At 67.7% G+C, this 20057-nt stretch carries 29 protein-coding genes; 15 read left to right on the plus strand and 14 right to left on the minus strand.

The window, feature by feature from the left end:
• Positions 1–10: 10 nt before the first annotated feature.
• Positions 11–1906: an XrtA/PEP-CTERM system amidotransferase gene (locus tag ACRYJK_RS02075; RefSeq protein ID WP_482665927.1), complete on the plus strand. Its 1896-nt coding sequence runs from the start codon at positions 11–13 to the stop codon at positions 1904–1906.
• 6 nt (positions 1907–1912) lie between these two features.
• Here ACRYJK_RS02075 and ACRYJK_RS02080 read toward each other — a convergent pair whose 3' ends face one another.
• Positions 1913–3238 carry a dicarboxylate/amino acid:cation symporter gene (locus ACRYJK_RS02080; RefSeq protein WP_482665928.1) on the minus strand — a complete coding sequence of 442 codons (1326 nt, stop codon included), beginning with the start codon at positions 3236–3238 and terminating at the stop codon, positions 1913–1915.
• An 84-nt stretch (positions 3239–3322) separates the two neighbouring features.
• Positions 3323–4801 (minus strand): S41 family peptidase, encoded by a 1479-nt coding sequence (locus ACRYJK_RS02085; protein WP_482665929.1) that lies wholly within the window; start codon positions 4799–4801, stop codon positions 3323–3325.
• A 250-nt stretch (positions 4802–5051) separates the two neighbouring features.
• Between ACRYJK_RS02085 and ACRYJK_RS02090 the strand changes: the two genes are divergently transcribed.
• A complete protein-coding gene (locus ACRYJK_RS02090) occupies positions 5052–5543 on the plus strand; it encodes a hypothetical protein (RefSeq protein WP_482665930.1) in 492 nt (163 codons plus the stop codon).
• 6 nt (positions 5544–5549) lie between these two features.
• On the opposite strand, the gene ACRYJK_RS02095 is transcribed toward ACRYJK_RS02090, so the two are convergent.
• The gene (locus tag ACRYJK_RS02095) at positions 5550–6011 is read right to left on the minus strand and encodes a hypothetical protein (RefSeq protein WP_482665931.1); all 462 of its coding nucleotides are present in this window, start codon (positions 6009–6011) and stop codon (positions 5550–5552) included.
• Between the two features lie 343 nt (positions 6012–6354).
• Between ACRYJK_RS02095 and ACRYJK_RS02100 the strand changes: the two genes are divergently transcribed.
• The 9 genes from ACRYJK_RS02100 to ACRYJK_RS02140 all read left to right on the plus strand — a co-directional run bounded on the left by ACRYJK_RS02100 (position 6355) and on the right by ACRYJK_RS02140 (position 10123).
• Positions 6355–7392 carry a DNA cytosine methyltransferase gene (locus tag ACRYJK_RS02100; protein WP_482665932.1) on the plus strand — a complete coding sequence of 346 codons (1038 nt, stop codon included), beginning with the start codon at positions 6355–6357 and terminating at the stop codon, positions 7390–7392.
• Complete coding sequence (locus ACRYJK_RS02105) at positions 7389–7592, plus strand: hypothetical protein (protein WP_482665933.1); 204 nt, start codon at positions 7389–7391, stop codon at positions 7590–7592. The genes ACRYJK_RS02100 and ACRYJK_RS02105 overlap by 4 nt, the downstream gene beginning before the upstream one ends.
• A 180-nt stretch (positions 7593–7772) precedes the next feature.
• Positions 7773–8120: a hypothetical protein gene (locus ACRYJK_RS02110; protein ID WP_482665934.1), complete on the plus strand. Its 348-nt coding sequence runs from the start codon at positions 7773–7775 to the stop codon at positions 8118–8120.
• Positions 8121–8132: 12 nt separating this feature from the next.
• Entirely contained in the window at positions 8133–8534 is a 402-nt protein-coding gene (locus ACRYJK_RS02115) for a hypothetical protein (RefSeq protein ID WP_482665935.1), read from the plus strand.
• Between the two features lie 5 nt (positions 8535–8539).
• Complete coding sequence (locus ACRYJK_RS02120) at positions 8540–9070, plus strand: hypothetical protein (RefSeq protein WP_482665936.1); 531 nt, start codon at positions 8540–8542, stop codon at positions 9068–9070.
• A gap of 61 nt (positions 9071–9131) precedes the next feature.
• Complete coding sequence (locus ACRYJK_RS02125; RefSeq protein WP_482665937.1) at positions 9132–9386, plus strand: hypothetical protein; 255 nt, start codon at positions 9132–9134, stop codon at positions 9384–9386.
• Positions 9376–9621: a hypothetical protein gene (locus tag ACRYJK_RS02130; protein WP_482665938.1), complete on the plus strand. Its 246-nt coding sequence runs from the start codon at positions 9376–9378 to the stop codon at positions 9619–9621. The genes ACRYJK_RS02125 and ACRYJK_RS02130 overlap by 11 nt, the downstream gene beginning before the upstream one ends.
• Positions 9618–10022: a thermonuclease family protein gene (locus ACRYJK_RS02135; protein WP_482665939.1), complete on the plus strand. Its 405-nt coding sequence runs from the start codon at positions 9618–9620 to the stop codon at positions 10020–10022. Before ACRYJK_RS02130 ends, ACRYJK_RS02135 begins: the two co-directional genes overlap by 4 nt.
• Complete coding sequence (locus ACRYJK_RS02140; RefSeq protein ID WP_482665940.1) at positions 10001–10123, plus strand: hypothetical protein; 123 nt, start codon at positions 10001–10003, stop codon at positions 10121–10123. Before ACRYJK_RS02135 ends, ACRYJK_RS02140 begins: the two co-directional genes overlap by 22 nt.
• Here the strand turns inward: ACRYJK_RS02140 and ACRYJK_RS02145 are convergent.
• The gene (locus ACRYJK_RS02145) at positions 10120–10299 is read right to left on the minus strand and encodes a hypothetical protein (protein ID WP_482665941.1); all 180 of its coding nucleotides are present in this window, start codon (positions 10297–10299) and stop codon (positions 10120–10122) included. The two genes, ACRYJK_RS02140 and ACRYJK_RS02145, sit on opposite strands and share 4 nt — an antisense overlap.
• A gap of 123 nt (positions 10300–10422) precedes the next feature.
• Between ACRYJK_RS02145 and ACRYJK_RS02150 the strand changes: the two genes are divergently transcribed.
• The 4 genes from ACRYJK_RS02150 to ACRYJK_RS02165 all read left to right on the plus strand — a co-directional run bounded on the left by ACRYJK_RS02150 (position 10423) and on the right by ACRYJK_RS02165 (position 14497).
• Positions 10423–10593, plus strand: a complete 171-nt coding sequence (locus ACRYJK_RS02150; protein WP_482665942.1) for a YegP family protein — start codon at positions 10423–10425, stop codon at positions 10591–10593.
• 258 nt (positions 10594–10851) lie between these two features.
• Positions 10852–13329, plus strand: coding sequence for a DNA polymerase III subunit beta family protein (locus ACRYJK_RS02155; protein ID WP_482665943.1), 2478 nt, complete (start codon positions 10852–10854; stop codon positions 13327–13329).
• A gap of 62 nt (positions 13330–13391) precedes the next feature.
• A complete protein-coding gene (locus tag ACRYJK_RS02160) occupies positions 13392–14027 on the plus strand; it encodes an ATP-dependent DNA ligase (protein ID WP_482665944.1) in 636 nt (211 codons plus the stop codon).
• Between the two features lie 11 nt (positions 14028–14038).
• Positions 14039–14497: a hypothetical protein gene (locus tag ACRYJK_RS02165; protein WP_482665945.1), complete on the plus strand. Its 459-nt coding sequence runs from the start codon at positions 14039–14041 to the stop codon at positions 14495–14497.
• A gap of 138 nt (positions 14498–14635) precedes the next feature.
• Here the strand turns inward: ACRYJK_RS02165 and ACRYJK_RS02170 are convergent, their stop codons facing one another.
• From ACRYJK_RS02170 to ACRYJK_RS02215, 10 genes are read right to left on the minus strand one after another with little or no spacing between them, the layout of a single operon-like run.
• On the minus strand, positions 14636–15439 hold the full coding sequence (locus ACRYJK_RS02170; protein WP_482665946.1) for a hypothetical protein: 804 nt from the start codon (positions 15437–15439) through the stop codon (positions 14636–14638).
• Positions 15440–15442: 3 nt separating this feature from the next.
• Positions 15443–15820, minus strand: a complete 378-nt coding sequence (locus ACRYJK_RS02175) for a hypothetical protein (RefSeq protein WP_482665947.1) — start codon at positions 15818–15820, stop codon at positions 15443–15445.
• A complete protein-coding gene (locus tag ACRYJK_RS02180; RefSeq protein WP_482665948.1) occupies positions 15810–16013 on the minus strand; it encodes a hypothetical protein in 204 nt (67 codons plus the stop codon). The genes ACRYJK_RS02175 and ACRYJK_RS02180 overlap by 11 nt, the downstream gene beginning before the upstream one ends.
• A complete protein-coding gene (locus tag ACRYJK_RS02185; protein ID WP_482665949.1) occupies positions 15991–16389 on the minus strand; it encodes a hypothetical protein in 399 nt (132 codons plus the stop codon). The genes ACRYJK_RS02180 and ACRYJK_RS02185 overlap by 23 nt, the downstream gene beginning before the upstream one ends.
• On the minus strand, positions 16386–16820 hold the full coding sequence (locus tag ACRYJK_RS02190; RefSeq protein ID WP_482665950.1) for an Ntn hydrolase family protein: 435 nt from the start codon (positions 16818–16820) through the stop codon (positions 16386–16388). The genes ACRYJK_RS02185 and ACRYJK_RS02190 overlap by 4 nt, the downstream gene beginning before the upstream one ends.
• Entirely contained in the window at positions 16817–17044 is a 228-nt protein-coding gene (locus ACRYJK_RS02195; protein WP_482665951.1) for a hypothetical protein, read from the minus strand. The genes ACRYJK_RS02190 and ACRYJK_RS02195 overlap by 4 nt, the downstream gene beginning before the upstream one ends.
• Complete coding sequence (locus ACRYJK_RS02200) at positions 17037–17657, minus strand: glycoside hydrolase family 19 protein (RefSeq protein ID WP_482665952.1); 621 nt, start codon at positions 17655–17657, stop codon at positions 17037–17039. The genes ACRYJK_RS02195 and ACRYJK_RS02200 overlap by 8 nt, the downstream gene beginning before the upstream one ends.
• Entirely contained in the window at positions 17650–18108 is a 459-nt protein-coding gene (locus ACRYJK_RS02205; RefSeq protein WP_482665953.1) for a hypothetical protein, read from the minus strand. Before ACRYJK_RS02205 ends, ACRYJK_RS02200 begins: the two co-directional genes overlap by 8 nt.
• Entirely contained in the window at positions 18105–18503 is a 399-nt protein-coding gene (locus tag ACRYJK_RS02210; protein WP_482665954.1) for a hypothetical protein, read from the minus strand. The genes ACRYJK_RS02205 and ACRYJK_RS02210 overlap by 4 nt, the downstream gene beginning before the upstream one ends.
• Positions 18500–20050, minus strand: a complete 1551-nt coding sequence (locus tag ACRYJK_RS02215) for an SGNH/GDSL hydrolase family protein (RefSeq protein ID WP_482665955.1) — start codon at positions 20048–20050, stop codon at positions 18500–18502. The genes ACRYJK_RS02210 and ACRYJK_RS02215 overlap by 4 nt, the downstream gene beginning before the upstream one ends.
• Positions 20051–20057 lie beyond the last annotated feature (7 nt).

Here is a 20057-nt window from a genome sequence, read left to right on the forward strand (position 1 = left end):
GCGCAACGCCATGTGCGGCATCGCCGGTCTCTATCATCGCGAGCAGCCCCGCCCCCTTCCCGAGGAACGCGTCGCGGCGATGATCGCGACGCTGGTCCACCGCGGGCCGGACGGGGCGGGCCTCTGGAGCGCACCGGGCGTCGTGCTCGGTCACCGGCGGCTGTCGATCATCGACGTCGCCGGATCGCCGCAACCGATGCCGAGCGCCGACGAGCGGTTCCACATCAGCTACAATGGCGAGATCTACAATTACCGCGCGCTCCGCACCGAGCTGGAGCGGGGCGGGGCGGTATTCCGCACCGATGGCGATACGGAGGTCATCCTCGCCGCCTATGCCGCCTGGGGCCCGGCCTGCCTCGACCGGCTGGAGGGCATGTTTGCCTTTGCCATCCATGATGCGCGCAACGGCAGCCTGTTCCTCGCGCGCGATCGGCTCGGGGTCAAACCCCTGTTCTACACGACGCTGCCCGACGGGACGCTGGCCTTTGCGAGCGAGCTGAAGGCGCTGCTGACGCTGCCCAACCTGCGGGTCGTCGCCGATGTCTGCGCGGTCGAGGATTTCCTGGCCTTTGGCTATGTCCCAGACGATGCATCGATCGTCAGCGGCGTGCACAAGCTTGCTGCCGGCCATTATTGGCATTTGCGCCGCGACGGGCACCCGGCCGAGCCGAAGCGGTGGTGGGCACCCGACTTTTCGCGCAGGATCGTTGCCACCGAAGCGGAAGCGGCGGAGCATCTGACGCACCTGCTGCGCGCGGCGGTCCGCAGTCGGATGGTCGCCGACGTGCCGCTCGGCGCGTTCCTGTCCGGCGGGGTCGATTCGAGCGCGGTCGTCGCGATGATGGCCGAAGCCAGCAACACCGCCGTCAAAAGCTGCGTGATCGGCTTCGACGATCCGTCGCTCGACGAAACAAGCTACGCCGATACCATCGCTCGACGGTTCGCCACCGATCATGCGGTGCGTATGGTCGGTGCGGATGATTTCGCGCTCGCCGATACGGTCGCTTGTCTCTGTGACGAACCGTTCGCCGATGCCTCCGCCCTGCCGACCTACCGGGTGAGCGAGCTGGCGCGGGAGCGCGTCACCGTCGCGCTGTCGGGGGACGGTGCGGACGAAGCGTTCGCGGGCTACCGCCGTCTCGTCTTCCAGCATCAGGAGGAGCGCGCGCGTCGCTGGCTCCCGGCCGAACTGCGGCGTTCCGTGATCGGCCCGCTGGCGGCGGCATGGCCTGAGCTGGGCTGGGCGCCGCGCCCGTTGCGCGCGAAGGCGACGCTCACCAGCCTCGCCCACAGCGGCGCGGAGGCCTACGCGCGATCGATCGGCGTCACGTCACCCGAATTGCGCGCGGCGCTGTTCACGTCCGCGGCTCGAACGGCCTTGCAGGGCCATGTCGCGGAGGAACGCTGGTGGCGCACGATGGCGGAGGCGCCCGCGACAGAAGCGCTCGATGCGGCGCAATATGCCGATCTGCTCATCGCGCTGCCGGGTGACATTCTGACCAAGGTCGACCGGATGAGCATGGGCGTCAGCCTGGAGGCGCGCGAGCCGCTGCTCGACCATCACCTCGTCGAATTCGCCGCGACCCTACCCGCGTCGATGCGGGTGCGCGGGCGGCAGGGCAAATGGCTGCTCAAACGATCGCTCGAAGGCGTGCTGCCCAACGATGTCCTGTATCGACCCAAGATGGGTTTCGTGACGCCGATATCGCGATGGTTTCGCGGGCCGCTGGCGGGCGAGGCGCGGCGCTTGGGCACCAGCGAGACGCTGCAGGCGACGGGTTGGTTCGACATGGAGCGCCTTCGCCGACTGGTCGACGAACATCAAAGCGGCCAGGCCGACCGCGCCCGTCAGATCTGGCAGTTCTTCATGCTCGAGAAGAGCCTGCGCAATATCTTCGGCATCTGATCGGCATCAGGCCTCGGCGACGTCATTGTCACGCGAACGGGCGTCGATCACCGTCGCCGCCGCGATATCGTTGCTGACATTGCCGAGCGTGCGGATGATGTCGGGCAGCGTCTCGACCCCGACCAGCAGCGCCAGCGGCGCGACCGGTACGCCCATGGCAACCGCGATCGGCGCGATGGATGAAAAGAAGCTGATCGTTCCAGGCAGGCTTACCGCGCCCAGCGTCGTCGTTGCGGCGACCGCGACACCGACCGCCAGCGTTCCCGGCGTCAGCTGCACGCCGGTGAGATAGGCGATGTAGATCGCCACCGCGAGGTTCATCGCCGGCCCGGTCGAGCGAAACAGCGCCACCGCCAGCGGCAGCGTCACCTCAGACACCGCCGGGCGGACACCGAGCGCGGTCGCGCCTTCGACCATCGCCGGAAGCGACGCGAGCGAGCTTTGCGTTGAAAAGGCCACCGACTGCGCGGGAAGGACGGCGCGCGCGAAGGCGCTTAACCGCCGCTTTCCAAAGAACGCCGCCATCGGATAGGCGAGCGCCCACACGAGCACGCCGATCGTCGAAACGATGAGGATGTAGTGCAGATACACGCCGATCGCGGCGGGTCCGACGGCGATCGCGGTCACGAATGCAAGCGCAAACACGCCGACGGGCGCGATCCGCAACACCCAGCCGATCATGACCAGCATGGCGTCGGCGAGCGCGGCGAACAGGCCGCTCAACCGGTCGCGGCTGGCCGGTTCGAGCCGGGTGATCGCCAGCGCGAAGACCCCGGTGAAGATGATCAGCGGCAGGATGTCGGTTTCCGCCGCGGAGGTGATGGGGTTGGTCGGGACCATCTTCTTGATGATCTCGGTGAAGGGCGGCACCTGGCCGACGTCAGCGCTGGCAAGCCCGGCGGCGAGCGCGGAGCGGGCGGCTTCGGGCACAGGAAACCAGCCGAGCAGCAGCGGGGTCACGATTGCCGCGAGAATGGCGCCGGTCCACAGGACCGCGAAGAACAGTGCGATCGATGCGCCCGCGATGCGGCCGGCGCGCGCTGCGGCGACCGATTGCACGATGCCCGTGACCAGCATCGCGACGACGAGCGGAACGATGGTCATCTGCAACGCGCGCAGCCACAGCGTGCCGATTACGTCGAGCACGGGTCGAAGCCCCGCCGCGAGGGCCGGGGCATATTGTCCGAGCAAGATCCCGCTCGCCACCCCGGCCACGAGGCCGCCGAAGATCGCGAGGGGGGAAATGCGGGTGAGCGCCTGAATCGGCCGCGTGGCGCCCGGCAAAGCGGCGTGGGCGGGGGAGGCGGGCGGCGTTGCGGGGGGCAGGTTCACATGTGCGAATGTGCCGGTGACCCGCTCCCCGCGCAAGCGGGGAAGCGAGCCACCGGCAATATTGTTACGCGATTGCCGAGACGATTAGAATGCGCCCGGGTTCTCGCGAGCAAAGGTCGACGCGCGCGGGCCGCGATCGACGACGCTGTTGTCGCCATAGCTGCGGACGGTCGCGCCCAGCGTGCCAACGCCCGCATCGGCGATGGGCGTGCAGGTGCGGCCCGCGAGGAAGTCGAGCGCAACGCGCAGCGACTGTTCGCGCGGGTCACCCAGCTGATAGGCGACTTCGTCGCCCGACCGGCAGCTGTTCGGCACCTTGCCTGCGAGACCATTGTAGTAATCGCGCTGGCCGGCGGCATTGGCGGTCGCGAACGCCACGACCCGCATGCGGTCGTCGCATGCCGGCCGGTCGAGCGCGATCTGACCGACGGGCTTGCCGTAAGTGTTGCCGCCGATCAGCGCCATGTTGCGACCGAGATAGGGGATCTGCGAGTTGATCACCAACTCGCTCGCCGACGCGGTGCCGCCGAAGCCGATGAAGGCGACGCGGGTCGGCGCAATCGACTGCGGCTGCGGCTGGAAATAGCGCACCGTGTCGTTGTTCGACTTCTCCGGTCGGAACACCGTGCGCGACAGGACATCGGTGGTCGAGCGGTTGGCGCCCAGGAGGTCGCCGACCAGATCGCCGATCCGCACCAACCCGCCACCATTGTAGCGAAGGTCGATGACGATCTGCGTGATGCCCTGCGCCTTGAACTGAGCAAAGGCGTCGCGCAGTGGTCCTTCCGCCGAGCCGATGAAGGTCCGCAGATTGACGTAACCGACCTTGGTGCCGCCGTTGTCGAGGATCTTGACGCCATAGCGGGGCGACACGGGCAGCAGATTGTAATCGGCCTTCGCCACCGACACTTCGCGGACGTTGCCGCTGGTATCGCGCACGCGGAAGATCCGGGTCACGCCGACATCGTCCGGACCCAGTGCCTGCCCAATGCCCGCGGTCCCCTCCGCCGCGACAATGTCGCTGACGTTGCGCAGCGTGCCCGAGGTCGTGCCTATGGCAAGGATTTCGTAACCGCGATCGATCCCGGCGTTGAGCGCCGGCGCATTTTCGAACGCCTCCGCAATGAACAGGCGCTTCGTCGGATCGAGCGCGAAGCGCACGCCGATACCAGCGGTCGAACCACTGTTATAGTAGGCATTCTCCTCGGCGATCGAGGTGATGTAGGTGAAGTAGCGGTCCTTGCCCTGCGCGCGCGCCGGTGCGACCAGCGCGTCGATATAGTCCTGCACCGTCGCATAGCTCGCCGGGTTGACGCCTTGCGCCAGGTCCTGCGGCGCGAACAGCCACCATTCCTGGATCGTCTGGAGCGCAAAGGCCTTGCGGTCGGAGAGGGAACAGCCGGCGGTGGGCGATGGGGTCGGCGCGGGCGCGGGCGCCGGCGCCGGCGTCGGTGTCGGCAGCGTGTTGGTCGGGGGCGGCGTGGATCCGGTACCGCCAGAACCTCCGCACCCGGCGAGCAGCATCGCCACGATCGAAACCGAACTCACCAAGCCTTTGCGCATCACACCATCCCTTGCTGAACGAGCGTCGTTCCGCGCCCTTTCGAAATCGTCTTTGGGCGAGCCTGTCACGTTCCGCGCACAATGTCCACGTGGACCGAAACTTGCGTAGACTTGCATCAAGTCGGCAAAACGCGGTCCTAATTGAGTTTCGAGAGGGCCGGGACGGCAAGCTGTTGCGACGCCACGAAAACGCGCGTGCAAGGTTGGCGGGGCCGTCGAACCAGGGGAGGGCCTGGATGCGGCGGAGGCCGTGGCGCTGCCGGTCGCACTGGTCGACATGCTGGCAGGCAGCTTCAGGCCGACCGCGCTTGCGGATTGCGGCGGCACGCTCGACCGTACGCGCATGTTGCGCGACTATCTGGACCGGCACCTCGGCGATCCACAATTGTGCGCGAGCCGTGTCGCCAGCGCGCTCGATTTCGGGGTCATGTCGGACGGTGCGGTCATTCAACCGGTCACCTTCGACGCCTATGCCAACGTCGATTACGAACTGTCGCTAGTCTCGGACAACGGCTTTCGGATGAAGCTCGACCGCGCCGCGGCCTCGCCCGGCGTCCCCGATCGCTTGCGCCTTGACGGGAGCGCTCTGGCTGAGACCGGCCTGGCGCGCTTCGCCGTTCCGCCGAGCCGTGCCCGTCGTCGGCACGCGCTGGAAGCGCAGGTGCCAAGCGTCGCCGGCGCAGCCGCTGGCCACTATCGCGACGCGGTCACGGTGACGATCAGCCCGCGCGTGGCCGGCTGAGCGCGCTCAGACCGGCGAGATGGTCACCACCAGGCGGACCGGCGCAATCGGATCGGCAACGGCGTAATCGGCGAGGCGCCAGCTGCGCTCCAGCCGCGACGCCTGATGCTGTACAAAGCGATATTCGCCGTCGCTGGCCTCCCCCTGCTGGGTGCCGGCGAACAGCGTGCCGGCCGTCACATTGTGAACCCGCGCCCGCACGACGTAGCCATTCGCAGCATTGCAGGTCTCTCGGATCATGCCGAGGTCGAGGCTTCCGCCGCCACTGGGCAGCGCAATATCCTCGGGCGCGCTGATGCGGCAGAAAGGCGCGACCTGTGCGCGGAGGTTGATCGCGACACTGTCCGACGCGGTCGCTGGCGTCGCCGCAAATGCTGCGAGCGCAACCGGCGCGAACAGTCCGACTTTCACAATAAAGCGTAGGCGCATGACGATCTCCTTGGCGGAGAGCGTCGCGACGCAAGTCACGAAAGCGCGTTCAGAACCTACGTTAAGACAGCGGAAACATCTGGTCAGATCGGCGTTACCGGCACCGCTTGAACCGGCCCTGCGTGATGACCGCGCGAATGGCATGGCCGGCGTCGAACGGAGCTTCGGCACCGCGGAAATGCTAACCGAGAGAGGTGGTGCCCAGGGACGGGGCGCGGCAAGTGCCCTCAGTCAATGGCTTAGCGGTTTCCAACCCCCCGCCGCGACCAACGGATTCCTGCGGCGTCCGCTCCACCCGGTTTCCAACCTTTCGCCCGCCGGGAGCGCCACGTGATGCGCTATCTCGACGTGTGCGCGGGCGTGTTGGCGGCAGACGCATGACATGGCTATTCGTGCCCTCTCCCTATGCGCCGGCGTCGGAGGCCTCGACCTCGGCGTCCACATCGCCGAGCCCGACTTTCGCAGCGTCTGTCACGTCGAGCGGGAAGCTAGTGCCGCAGCAGCTTTGGTCGCGTCGATGGAAGCGGGGCGGCGGGCTCCGGCTCCTATCTGGAGCGACGTGCGAACCTTCGACGCTCGCGCCTGGCGTGGAGCGGTGGATTGCGTTCTGTCGGGCGATCCCTGCCAGCCCAATAGCGTCGCCGGCCAGCGTGGGGGAGCCGACGACGACCGATGGCTGCTCGATCGCGTCATTGAAATCTTCGACGAAAGCGGGGCTCACACCCTGTTCCGCGAGAACGTCACGGGGAACGCCAGCGGACAGCTCGCGGTTGCCATCCCGGCATTGGAGCGATTGGGCTGCCGCGTTGCGGTCGGAATATTCAGCGCGGCCGAGGTCGGCGCCTCGCACCAGCGCGAGCGCCTGTTCATCCTCGCCAAGCGTGGCGTACCCGACGCTCAACTGGCAGGAGGCGTCGCAAAGCTGGTCGACCCCGCGTGCATCGGATGGGGAGAAGGGCGGGCCGAATATGGTCTTTGGCGCGGGCGGGACTCCGCTGCCCTCGCAAGCGGCCCACTGGCCGACGCCAGCGGCGCGCGACTGGAAGGGCGCGAACAGCGAAGCGCACGTCACCACGAACGGGACGGGCGCGATGCACATGGACCAGCTTCCGAACGCGGTAGCGCATGGCTTCCCCCATTCGCCCCCGGTCCCGCCGATGGACGATGGCCCGCCATCCTCGCCGAATACCCCGCCCTTGCCCCGGCGCTTGAACCCGGCGTTCGTGGAATGGCTGATGGGCTGGCCCACCGGGTTGAGCGGCTTCGACACTGCGGCAATGGCGTCGTGCCCCTCGCCGAAGCCGTTGCGTGGGTGCGGCTGCATGCGCTGCTGGACGGCGACGATGCGCGCGGAGCTCGATGCGCTGCTGGCCATCGATGCGCCAGCGCAGGCGAGTTTGCTGTGAGCGCCGCAGCATGACCTGCCCCCGCTGCACCACCACCCCGCACGACGGCGGGTCCATTCCACCCGCGTTCGCCGGGCGCATCGTCCGCGTGACCTGTCGCGACGGTGGTTCCGACGTGGGTGTTGCCGAGGTGTTCCGCTGGCAATGGGCCGGGCTGGAGCCGCTCAACGGCGACGTGATGGCCGCGCGGATTGAGCCGGGGCTCGCCGCATGACCCCGCCCACCTTCGCCACCCGCGCCGAGCTTACTGCATGGTGCCGCCGCCGCGCCGCGACCGCAGACCTCACCGCGCCCGATCAAAGCGCGCAGGGCCGTGCGCGAGCCCAGCTCGACGCGCTCGCCGACATTCGCGCCGCCTGTGCCGCGCACCCGCATTTGCTGAAAGGACCTACCGATGAAGATCACGAGCGTCACCTATCGCGCCCTGCGGACGGGCAGCGGTTACAACAACGTCGCGGTCGAAGCGTCGGCAGCCGTCCCCGATGACCGGGACGCCGATGATGTGCTGCACAACCTCAAGGCCTGGGTCCACCAGCAGATCGACGACCGCCTCAAGGCCGACGAATACACCGACACGCTCGTCACCCTTCGCGACCGGGCGGCGTGGCAGAAGCAGGAAGTGGCGCGCCTTGAGCGCCGCGCCGACGCCTTCCGTGAGCTGTTGAAAGACAAGCCGCGCCTTGCCGAACTCGCGCGCGCCAACGGGCTCGGCGGCGACGCGCTGCTGCTCGAAACCATCTGAAAGGACCGACCGATGAGTGAGACTGTGACGTCGTGGTGGACGGAGGAGGATGTGGAGCAACAGCGCCGCCGCGAACAGCTTGCGACCCGCATTCTGATGTTCGCGGATTTGCTGGGAACGAACCCACTTCCCGGCGAAGACGGGGACATCGCGTACGACCTGCTTCGCGAGGCGGCAGCGCGGATCAGCAGCGACCGTCTGCGCTTCGCCGCCCTCTCCGCCATGCCGCGCCCCGACGATGCGCTGCGGGAGGCGCAGGCGGAGAGGGCGCGGTTGCGGGCAGCGTTGGAGGCATGGATTGCATACGACAGCGGGGACGACAATCGCCCCAACGCTGGGGTGCAGATGATGCTGGATTATGACCACGCCCTCACGCTGACTCGCGCCGCCCTCGCCAACGGGGAGACGCGGTGATGGGGATGAGCCCCACAATCCTAACCGCTGACGGCCTCTACTTCGATTTTCTGAACCCGGCCCCGGAGAGCATCACGCTCGAAGCGGTCGCGCGCGGCTTGTCGAATATCTGTCGGTTCAACGGGCAATGCCACCGCTTCTACTCGGTCGCGGAGCATAGCGTGCTGGTGAGCCTTCGCGTGCCGGAACAAGACGCGCGCGCCGCTTTGCTACACGACGCGGCGGAGGCGTTTATCGGCGACGTGACGAAGCCGTTGAAACGGCTGCTCCCCGACTATCAAGCAATCGAGCAGCGGGTGGAGGCGGCGGCGTTCGCGCGCTTCGGCGTTTCACTCCCGCTGCCCGAAAGCGTAAAGCGTGCCGACCGCGAAATGCTCTATGTCGAGCAGCGGCAGGCGATGCTCAATGCGGACGGCTGGACCTCTACGGCAGAAACCGACGACGTGCCCGATCTGGCGTTCCTTTCGCCCACCGACGCCTATGCCGCGTTCATGGCCAGGGCTCGCGAACTCGGCATCGGGGAGGCCCAGCCATGACCCGCCCCGACTATCCGAACCGCCAAGCCTACCGCGCGGCCATGCGCCGGTGGAGGGGGTGATGGGGGCGGCAAACACCCCCGAAGCGGTGGCGCAGACGCTGACGCCGGGCCAGAGGCGCGCGGTGCTGGCGATGTCGGCGGAGTGGCAACAGCCAGGTCGATGCAGGCGATTCTCCGCGAGCGACGCGTGGAATGTGGAGGCCAACGGCTGGGCCGAAATGAAAACGCAAGCGGGCTATATCTCGCTTTACCGCCTCACACCCCTCGGCCTCGCCGTCCAAGCCCGCCTGCGGGAGATCATTGATGCTGGATGAGAAACCCACTCCGAATATTTTGGCCGAAATCGCCGCTAACCTCACCAGCGCGCAACGGTGCATCATACTTGGGCAGATGGTCGAAATACCGCCCGAGGAAGCGCAACAGCTGATCGACCTTGGGCTGAAGCTGCCCGAGCGCGAGGAGCAAGTCCTTGTGACGCGCCGCTGGTGGCCGATCACCGTCGCTGGTCTTGAGGTTCGCGAGTTGCTGATCGGAGGCGCTGAAGCATGATCGACACCCCGCCCGCCATCGAATGCCCCGCGCCGGTCGTGGTCGACGGTGATACCATCGCCTGCCGCTCTCCAACGCGAGGCCGCTACCGGGTGCGGCTGCTGGGCATCGATTCTGCCGATCATCCGAACAGCGCGCCGTGTCGCGAGGGGCGACCGGGCTACGTCTGCGACGCCGATCTGTTCGCGTCCGCGCGCGCCGCGTTGCGCCGCATGGTCGACGGGCACGCTGTCACCTACCGGCAGTTCGGGACCGATCGCTGGCGCCGCCCGCTGGTCGTGGCCTCTGTCGGCAGTCGTAACCTGTCATGCGCCATGCTCGAGGCGGGGGAGGTTCGCTACAAGCCGCTGTGGGACAACGGCGGGCGCATCGCTGCGGCGTGTCCGGCGGTCGCGCGGTGAAGCGTCACGGCCTCTCCGCCACCGAATGGGCCATCGTCGCGCTGTTCGCGGCGTTGACGCTGTGGCAGGTCGCCGGGTGCGTAGCGGTGGTGGTGGGCTAAATCACCCGCCGCACCCCCGCGCACCGATACAGCGCGTTGAGGGAAGCGTGGAGCGACTGCCCGCGGCCGATGGAGTTCTCCGTCCGCAGCGCCTGCCAGTAGTGGACGCACCACGTCCCGCACTCCGGCCCGTGAAGCGCGGCGAGCAGCGCCAGCATTCCGCGCGGTGAGCGCACGCACGCCCCTCCTCTTGGTCGGGAGCCCGCGCCCAGCTCGCGGATACAAGGACTGGACTCTCGTTCGATTTTCATACTGCCTGTTCCCGTCCGGCAGCTTGCCGGTCCCTAGGAGCAGTGAGCATGTATTTTCAAATCTTCATCGACGCGCAGGGGTATCACCGTTGGCGCTTGAAAGCCGCCAACCATGAAATCGTGGCGCAGAGCGAGGGCTACGTTTCCCGAGCCGGCGCGCTCAACGGTATCTCGGCCGTCATGGCAACGACATCGGAGACGCCGGTTTACGAGGCCTGACACATTGCTTGGCGGCGCCGCGTTGCGCCGCCAAGCGAACATAAAACCACGCAATAGGTCAAACTTGGGCACGAGAAATAAAAAAGCGGTTCTTCAGCGCATACCCCGCCGTCGCCGCCAAGTAAGGACCCGCGTTTTATTTGCATTCCACGCATCTAAAGCGCGCGTTGACTGTTGACATTGCATCCCGGCGCGCCCACGTCGCGACAAGTCGGAGCTGGCCGCCCGACGCTGCAACTGGCCGATAGGAGCGACACAATGTCGAACGTCACGAATCCCGCTGCCGTCACCATCGCCCGCGCCGACCTGGCGCCAGCGCTCAAGCTGATGCTGCGCAACGTCTATGAGCGTCGCAATTCGATCCCGATCCTCGATAGCGTGCTGATCGAACCTGCTGGCGAAGGCATGGCGCGCATCCGCGCCACCGATCTCGACATGCAACTGACCGTCAAGGTGGCGGCCGAGTGGCAGGCTGCAGTGCCGCTATGCATCGCGCTGCCGTCGCTTGAGGCGTTCGTCGCCAAAGCTGCTGGCGACACTGTGTCGCTCGCCTGGTCGGGCGAGCTGGGCAGCGGCCGCGACACGATCGCTAAAGCGACAGTCGCCGCGGGCGATGCACGCCTTTTGGTCAAGGCGTTCGATCCTGGCGATTACCCTGCGCTTGCCGCCGCGTTCGCCGTAAGCGACGTCGACGCGGGCGCCGACATTCCGGCCGAACAGCTGCGCACGGACCTGGAATCGGTCGCCTTCGCCATGTCGACGGAAGGAACGCGCTATTATCTGAACGGGGTCGAGCTTAGCGCCAGCGCCGGGCGAATGACGTTCGCCGCGACCGACGGCCATCGCCTCGCCACGGTCGAGCGCGGCAACGCATTCGGGGATGACGTCTCGTCGACCATCATCCCGCGCAAGGCGGTGAAGGCCGTGTTGGCCATGCTTGCGAAGCTGGAGGGGGAAAGCGCGAGCGTCTGCGTGTCGCGGAGTAAGGTGCGTGTGCGCGTCGCCGCGGTTGAGCTCGAGAGCAAGCTGATCGATGGCACCTATCCCGACTGGCGGCGTCAAATTGTCGCGACTGTGACGCCGCGTGATTGCACGTTCACCATTCCGGCCGACGATCTTGCACGCGCTGCGACCGCGATGCCAAAGGGCGGCCGCAATGCGGTCGTGCCGATGCGGATCGAGGGACACGGCAATGCGCTGCGCTATGGCAAGCCGGGCGATGATGGGTTCGCCGCCGCTATCGCCGGCACCGTCGACACGCTGCTGAGCGAGGCAAACGCCACGTTCAACGCGCGTTATGTCGCCGATGTCGCGAGGCTGGGGAAAGGCGGCGCGGTGCGCATCGCGTGCGAAAGCGGCGGCGCTGGGCCCGGTATAGTGACGATCGACACCCGGCCCGAGCTGACCGTCTATCAGATGCCGGCGCGTTGCGAGGGTGCGCTTCCCGCCCCGGCGCCTGTCAACGCGCCGCCCGCATGGCGCGTTGAGCCCGCCGCACCTGGGCAGGCCGCCGACCTGTGGGACGTGCATCCGAGCGCCGACCATCATTCGCCCTATGGCTCAGGCTATGGGCGAAGCGTGACGATCCACGACAAGGCGCGCGCCGCGACCAACGCTGAGTGCACGGCTTACATGGCCGATCTCGCGCGGCGCTGCGGCATGGCCGTGCCCGACCTTGGCGAGGCCAAGCTGCTGTGGATCGACGTCGACGGCGCGCCTGTCTGCGCTGGCGCGACGTTCGGTTCGGTCAAGGGCCGCAACGGCGTCGAGAGTTACGTCGAGGGCGCGCTCTCCATCGCGATGCCCGGCGCGCGCGACGCGATGCGTAGCACGGTGCTGTGGTCGACCGATGATGGCGAGACGTTCGCCGCGGTGACGGCCGACAAGAAGGGCGCGCTGCCGATCGCCGCGGAGAAGGCGCCCCGCAAAGCGCGGGCGCCGCGCAAGGCGAAGGTCGCGGCCCCTGCGGCGGTCGACTCCGCCGATGCTCCGGCGCCTATGGTCGAGAAACCGCGCGTGCGCTTCACCGGCGCAATGGCGCGCGCGGCGATGGCGGAGTTGAGCGCCGGCTTGGAAGCGCTCGAGGCGGTGGAATCGCACGTCACCCCCGTATCGGCGGACAAGCCTGCCGCCCCTATCGCGGCACAAGCGCAGGCGCGCGCATCGCGTGCCGTGCGCGAGCGGCTGGTGCGCGCCTATCTTCGCCAGCGGCAGGGGAGGGGCGTGGAGCGCGCAAGGGCGACGCAGCTCAATGCTTGGCTTGTCGATGCCCGGGACTCGGCCGGCCGCAACACGATCGCGAGCGGCGCCCGCGTTCGCAAAGCCGAGACGGACGCACGGCTCGCCTGCATCCGCGCCGACCAGGCTGAGGCGCGACGCGACCGGGCGAACGCGCGGCACCGCCGGTCACTCGCCTTCGCTCTCCGCTATCGCGCGCACGCAGACGCTGCGCGGCGTGCACTGAAAGGCGCGGAGCAGGCGGCGCGCATTGTTCACCGCAACGCGCCCCCACCCGCCGATGATCTGGCGCGCGTCATTGCAGACCGCGACGCGGCGAAGGGGCGGGTGGAAACAATGACGCGCGCCATCGATCAGCAGCGCGCGGCGGTCGACCGCCTAGCGGGCGAGCTCGAGGCGATGGCGACGCGCGCTGTGCGCGCCGAGGCGGCGTTGCGAGCGGTCGAGGCACGCGCCGAACGTGGCGACGTTCCCCCGCCCGCGGCGTTGGCAGCGTGACCCCCTCCATCGGCGGACAAGCGGGGGCGGGATACGCCGCCCCCTCTATCAGGGGAATGAACATGCCCACCACGGCGATGTGTCAGCTAGCGAGCGACTGGCGCGGCGACGTGCTCGAGCCCGGCGTCATGGCGGAGGAGAAGATCGATGGATGGCGCGCGGTCTACGCGCCCGACCATCTCGATCGCTGGCAGTTGTGGAGCCGGAACGGCGTGCCGCTCAAAGGCGTCGGGCATATCATCGCGGCGCTGGACGCGGTGCGCGAGGCGAGCAACGTTGCGCTGGTGATCGACGGGGAATTGCTCGTCGGCGGCACGCTCGCGGCGACGAAGACGCATTGCGAGCGCGGCTGGCGAAGCGGCGACGCAGGAACGCTTCATGCGTTTGACGCCCTCCCGCTCGACGAATGGCGCCGCGGCGGGACCGACACCCCCCTCTATCGGCGGAAAGAGCAGCTGCGGGGGGCTATCGGCGGAATGAGCGGAGACGGCGCCCCGGTGCGGCTCGTTGCTGACCGCTGGTGCGCGACGCGCGACGACGTCGAAGCGATGGCAGGGGAGGTTTGGCGCCGCGGCGGCGAGGGCTTGATGCTCAAGGACGCCGAAGGGGGCTATCGGCGGAGCCGGAGCCGCGACTGGCAAAAGGTGAAGCACCCGCACTACGTCCCCGGGCGTGGCATCTGCGTGCCGGTGCATTGAGGGAGGAAGAGATGGCCGGAATCGAGAATATGCGTCCGGTGGCGGCGATCGAAGACGAGCTGCTAGGCCTTATCGCTATCGCTCAGCGCCTCAACCCCGGTGGCACGAAGCTCGCGCAGATCGAGCTCAAGCGGAAGCTGCGCAAGATGATCGCCAAGGCCGAAGCGCGGGGCGAGGGTGAGCCGAAGCGCTTCATCCAAGCATTCGGTCCGACCGTCACCTTCAATGGCTGGCTGATCGCACAGATCGAAGGCGCTCACTGGCACAATGAGCTGTGGGAGAGCGACGCGGGCGCCTACATCGTCGTCTCGTGGAACAATGACGATCGGGAGCAGCGGGTCACGGTGGTCGAGCCTGGGGCCGACGAGGAGGGGCGGCGGCGCGCGGTCCTCGACGAAATGAAATGGAGCGATGCCGCGCTGCGCGAGCTCAAGAAGCTAGGCTGGTCGACCGAACGTTACGTCGACTGACCCCCCTATCGGCGAACAAGCGGGGGAGGGGCATATCAGGGGAATGGGCAGATGCCCGGCCGGGGCGGAAAGGGCGAACACCCCGGCCGGACACGCCCCGCGCGCGAGGACCGCCCCCGCGGTCGCGCGCTGAGCTCGTCAGATGATCGACGCGATCTCGAAATCGGCGGCGAAGCGGCCCGGCTTTTGCGCGCCCGACGGCGCGGGCATCTGCTTGAAGCGGCCGAGATAGGTCTTGCGGTTACGGCGCGGACCCGGCGCCGGGTCGAAGCAGCAGTGGATCAGGCCTCGACGCCCCTGTCGCTCGAGCAGTTCCTGGAGCCCGCCGTCGAACAGTTCGTTTTCGGTAATGTTCGCGAGCCGGAAACCGATGGTGCGGAGGACCGCGCCGGGCGTCGTCTCGGCCACGCCGAAGCGGCTAAGGTCGACCCCCCCCAGATCCTCGACGCCATACTCAAAGGTTTTTTCGTAGAAACGCGAGAAGCTCACCTTGCGTCCGATGATCAGCGCGCCCGCTCGCAGGGGCCGCGTCATGCCGGCGACGTCGATGCGCCAGTGACCGGCGGTCACCGCGGCGGGAAGTTCGTGGTGGCTGTGGAAGAGGTCGCGCCAGTCGGTTGCGCCCGCCTCCCGGATCGGCACTACGCCGCTGTCGTAGGCCGCGCTGCCACCGTCGACGTCGGCCGCCACGACCCCCAGCCGCACGCGGATTGTTGCGCCGGGATCGGCGTTCGTCGAGACGAGCGAAACGAAATCGACCGGTCCTTCGCTTATGCTGACCGTGCCTTTCGCATTAAGGTTCGCCGTCCCACTGCTGCGCCAGACGAGGCCCGGCGAGGCGGGATGCGCGAGATGGGCAGCCGGGGCTTCGGAAAGCTCGTTACCCGTCGCGGTGACGGTGATCGCCCGCGGCGCGAGCAGGAACGGCGTTCGGATCGGCATCGTCTATCCCCACAGGGTCCAAGAGGTCGCCCCGGTTTCTAGGTTCACGGAGGACTGACCGATGAGCACGGGCCGGTCAGCCTCGCCCTCGGGGTCGACAATGCGAACGGTGATAGGCCCAAAAGCCGGATCAAGGGCTTCGTCGGCGTAGCCCTGCACGATGATGCCCCACCGGCGAGCTTCGCGGGAGAGAAGCGCGAGGCGCTCGTCGGCGATGGCTTGCGCGTCCCGAACGTCAGCGAAGAATGTCGGCACCGGCGCGTCGGCTGTCATGTCGCGGGCGAGCTTCCCGTGCGCGGCATCGACGTTGGGGTTCGGCCCGGCCGTGGCGAGCCGGAACTCGGCTGTGACGAACCCGATGCGGGCGGCGTCAGCGGGCATCGCGGCACTCCACCTTCACCCCCGCGTCGCGCATCCACCGGCACGCCGCGTCCATTCTGCGGGCCGTAGAGCGCCCCCACGCATCGAGCGCGCTGACCCACGCCTCGTAAGCCGCTTCGCTCTCCAGCGCCTCCACAGGCGGCTCCGGGCGCGGTTCGCGGGCGAACAGGTCAGCGGGCGGGTTGAGCGCCACGACAGACTGGCGTGTCGCGCAGGCCGGGCTCAAGACACAGACGAACGCGAGCGCGATCAGACGGGCGTGCATCGGGAAGGTGGCGGGTCGCATCGGTCAGTTCCTTTGTTCGGGCCGCGTCGGCAGCATCACCAGCGGCAAGCTCGCGCGCGCGGGTGACGGTGGCAGCGGCCTCGCGGGTGCGCTGTGCGGCGTCGGCGCGGGCTTGGGTGGCAGCGAGATCGCGTCGATATTCGCGCACCGCATCGGCGCGGGTGAGGCGGTTGGCGAGGCCGAGCAGCGCCAGCACCGCCACGACCAGCAGGATCGCAGCAGCGGGGCGCGAGAGGCGGTTGCCGACGACCGTGCTGGTCAGCTTGGCGAGGATGGTGATCATGCGTTGGAGCCTTCTTGTGTGAGGTCCATGACGGTCACGACACCGCCCGTTCCTGTGTCGCGCCGGGCTGCAATCGCGACGGCGGCGACCGGTTCGCAGCCCGCCTCCATTGCGCCAATGGCGAGGTCGAACCCCGTCCCGATCGCCACCGGCAACTCGCATGGTTGAGCGAGCAGATTGGCTTCGTAGATCGTCGCAGAACCGAAACCGGCGACAAGGAAGGACGTGCCCTCATCGATCGAGGGCTTGTCGCCGCCCTTGTTGAACCATTCGATGGCAGCCGCAAAATCGTCGAGCGTTCCTGCGACCCCAATCACTCGCCCGTCGTCGAGACGCGCCAGCTTGACGATGCTCTCGCTGACAATGGTGCCGCGCCGGGTTGCGCGTCCGTCAGCAGCCATGGTGCGCCCATCGGTGGCAATGGTCGTCACTGATCCGCCTCCGTCGTCGCGACAGGATCGGCGGGCGTGCCGGTCGGGCCGCGCGAAGGGATGCGCAGGATGCCGATCAGCCCGCCGGTGATCGTACCCAGCCCAAAGGTTTCGATGTTGCCGAGATTGCCGAACGTCGCGGCGGCAATCGCCATGCCGAACACCGCCACCAGCGCGCCAAGCGTCGCGAGATAGGCGGTGAGCTGTTCGCGCCCGCTATTCACCGGTCCACCCTCCGTCGAAAAGCGCGTCCTGAAACGCGATGGCATAGACCGCGATGGTCGCCGCCTTGTCGGTGCCGTTGATGATTTTCCGCGCGGTCATGAACTGCGCATAGGTGCCGAGCTTGCGGGGCAGGGCCTTGGCGAGCGTCATGCCGGTGAACCAGCCGTGCTCCATCCCCTTCCGCATGATTTGCGCGGCGATGTCGGGCAGCAGCGCCATGTCCGGCTCAGCCTCGAGCGGCACCCCCAGCGCCTTCCCCGCGCGGGCATAGTTGGCCTTCCAGGTGAGCTGCACGTAGCCCCGCCCGCAGTAGCGCACGCCGTCCCCCGGCGTCGTATTGCCGTGCTTCCGCGCCACCGCAGGGCGAGCACCGGTCACGTCGTACATGCGCGTCAGATAGGCCGCGCCGCCGCGTTCTTTGACCGGCTGCATGGTGAAGGCCGTCTCATGCCATGCCGTCGCCAGCGCGTAGGCGGTCCAGCTCATCGGCCAGCCCTTGCACGCGGCGAGGATCGCTTTGACCCCATCGACCTGTTCGGCGGTGAACCGGCGGCGCTGTGTGTCCGAGCCGAGCTTGACCCGGAGCGTCGCCCAGAACTTGGCGTTATCCATCGTCGCCTCCTGTCTTTTCGTCGAGTTTCCGCACGAGGTCGTCGGCAACCGGGTCGCGGCGCTGGATCGTCTCCACGTCGGCGAGCAGCTTGCGGCGGGCGATGTTGAGGAGCGCGTCGCGGGCTTCGGGGACGGCGCGCAGCCCGGTCGCACCGACAATCACCGCAATCGCCATCGCCGACAGGACGCCGAACCGGTCAGTGAGCGCCAGCGCTATGACGGCATTGGCCCCGCCGATGAGCGCGCTGATGCCGAGGTCGCGGCGCACGTCCGCCCATCCCTTGCCATCATCGCGCAACGCCGCCGCGCGCCATGCCGCACCGAACGCCAGCCCGACGATGACCGCGCCCAGCCGCAGGACACTGTGCGGCTCGATCATCTCGGCCAGCAGGGCGGCAAGGGTGGGCGCGGCAATGGGCGCGGCCTTTGCGGCGACGCCGTGCGTAATCATGCAAGCCCCGCGTCGAGCAGCGCGAGCACGAACATCGACACCGCGATGCCAAGGCTCAACGCGACGATGCGCTTGGGGCGATGGGAGCGCGATGCCGCGCGGATTGTGAAGGCCGTCGCGAACGCGCCCCACAGCACGGCGATGGGCCACTGCTGCAAGGGCGGGCTGTCTGCGCCGATGATATTGTTGCCGCCCCACAGCAGCCATGCGCCGATCAGCGACGACGCTAGCCCCGCGATGCCCCACGCGAGCGCGTTGAGGCGCGGACGATGCGGTGGGCGCTCGACGGGCGAAAACCACACCGCCAGCGCGTCGAGCGTCACCAGTCCGCCGGTCACCATCACGACCGCTCGCATGGTGCGAAGCGCCGCCTCGATCAGCAGGGCGTCGGTCATGTCGAACCCGGTGTGGGCGCGAGCGCCGCGATCGGCGCGTCGAGCCTGTCAGCCAAGCGCCGATAGCCCGCGTTGTTGGGGTGCAGGTTCATGTTGGCGTCGACGAAGAACGCCTGCCGGCTCGCGGTACCGAACGGAACAAACGGCGTGTGCCGGTGGAGGTCGAAGCTGTCGAGTCCCCAGATGTCGGCCATTTCCAGCAGCGCGTCGGCAACGTGACGGACCGTCACTGTGCCCCCGCCGCTGGGGCTGTAGGGTCGGCTCTGGTCGTTCAGCTCCTTGAAGTTGATCGGAGTGACGATCAGGAATCGGGCGAGCGGAAAAGCCGTCGTGATGTTCCGAAAGCCGACGTTGAGCGCACCTCGCACCGTCGCCGGGTCTTCACTTGTGACAGTGCCCAGTTGGCAGTCGGCACCCGGATCGTTGACCCCCATATGCAGGAAAAAGGCGTGCAGCGTCGTGATGCCTCGCGCCGCAAGATCCTGTTTGAGGGTGGCGGATCGAGTGGCGAAGCTGGGATAGCTGGCATCAAACTGGGAGCGATAGCGCAGCGACGCCCCGCCAATGCCAAGGTTCTCCATCTTGGCAAAGCCGTGGCGTTGCTTGATGAGATCGAAATGGGTGACGAGGCCCGGAGCCGACTTGCCCTGAACGATGCTATCGCCCATCACGGCTGCGTTGAGGCCGGCCCACGAACGCGCTGCAGTCGCGGTCGGCGTCGGTGAGGTCGCCAGCCCCGTCACCTGGTCGGCGTTGATGCGCAGGTCGGGAATGCGCTTGGCGAGGCCCGCGGGCTTGTAGGGCACAAACGAGGCGGGAAGCTGTGTCCCCTCGACCAGCATGATCTTGTCGAACTTGATGCCCGCGCCCGGATTGTCGCCCATTTCGACGTTGAAGCGAACGAAAGCGGTGTTCGCGCCTACGGGCCACTGCCCCGGACCGTAGGCGGTGTGCGGGTAGCCTCGCAGGAAGTTCTTGTTGGCGTCGTATTCGGCGCGGATGCCCCGCTCGACGATGTAGGTCGTATTGGCCTTGACCGGGATGAAGTCAGTGGCGCGATACATGCCGCCCGCGCTGGTGCCTCCCTGCGCATCGGTCAGCGCCTGATTGGTGAGCGTCGTGTAATCGTAGAGGTTGACGCTGCCGGGGATCGGCTCGCCGTCGACGAACGTCGACTTGATCTCGTCGGCTGCTGCCTCAGCGCGCTGCGCTGCGTCGGTGGCGGCGGCACCGGCGACGCTGGCATACCAATCCGCACGCTCCCATCCGGTCGCTGTCCGCTGATAAAACCCGTTGGCGGCGTCCGCCGCAGAGCCGTTGTTGCGATACACCACCGCCAGCGCCCCGACCGCAGGAGCCGACGCACCGTCGCGGTCGGCGATCGTGGCGAAGCGCAGCATCCCCGATGAGGCGCTTGCGATCAGATCAAGGAGCGTCTCGCCTGGAACGCGGGCCAGCGACGTCGGTGCGCCGACCTTCTCGGCAAATAGACGCACTTGTCCAAGCTCCGTGGCGGTCGCCAGCGGGGCGGTCGAAAGGTCGGCCATTGCTGTC

The organism is Sphingomonas sp. BLHR8 (assembly GCF_056821725.1).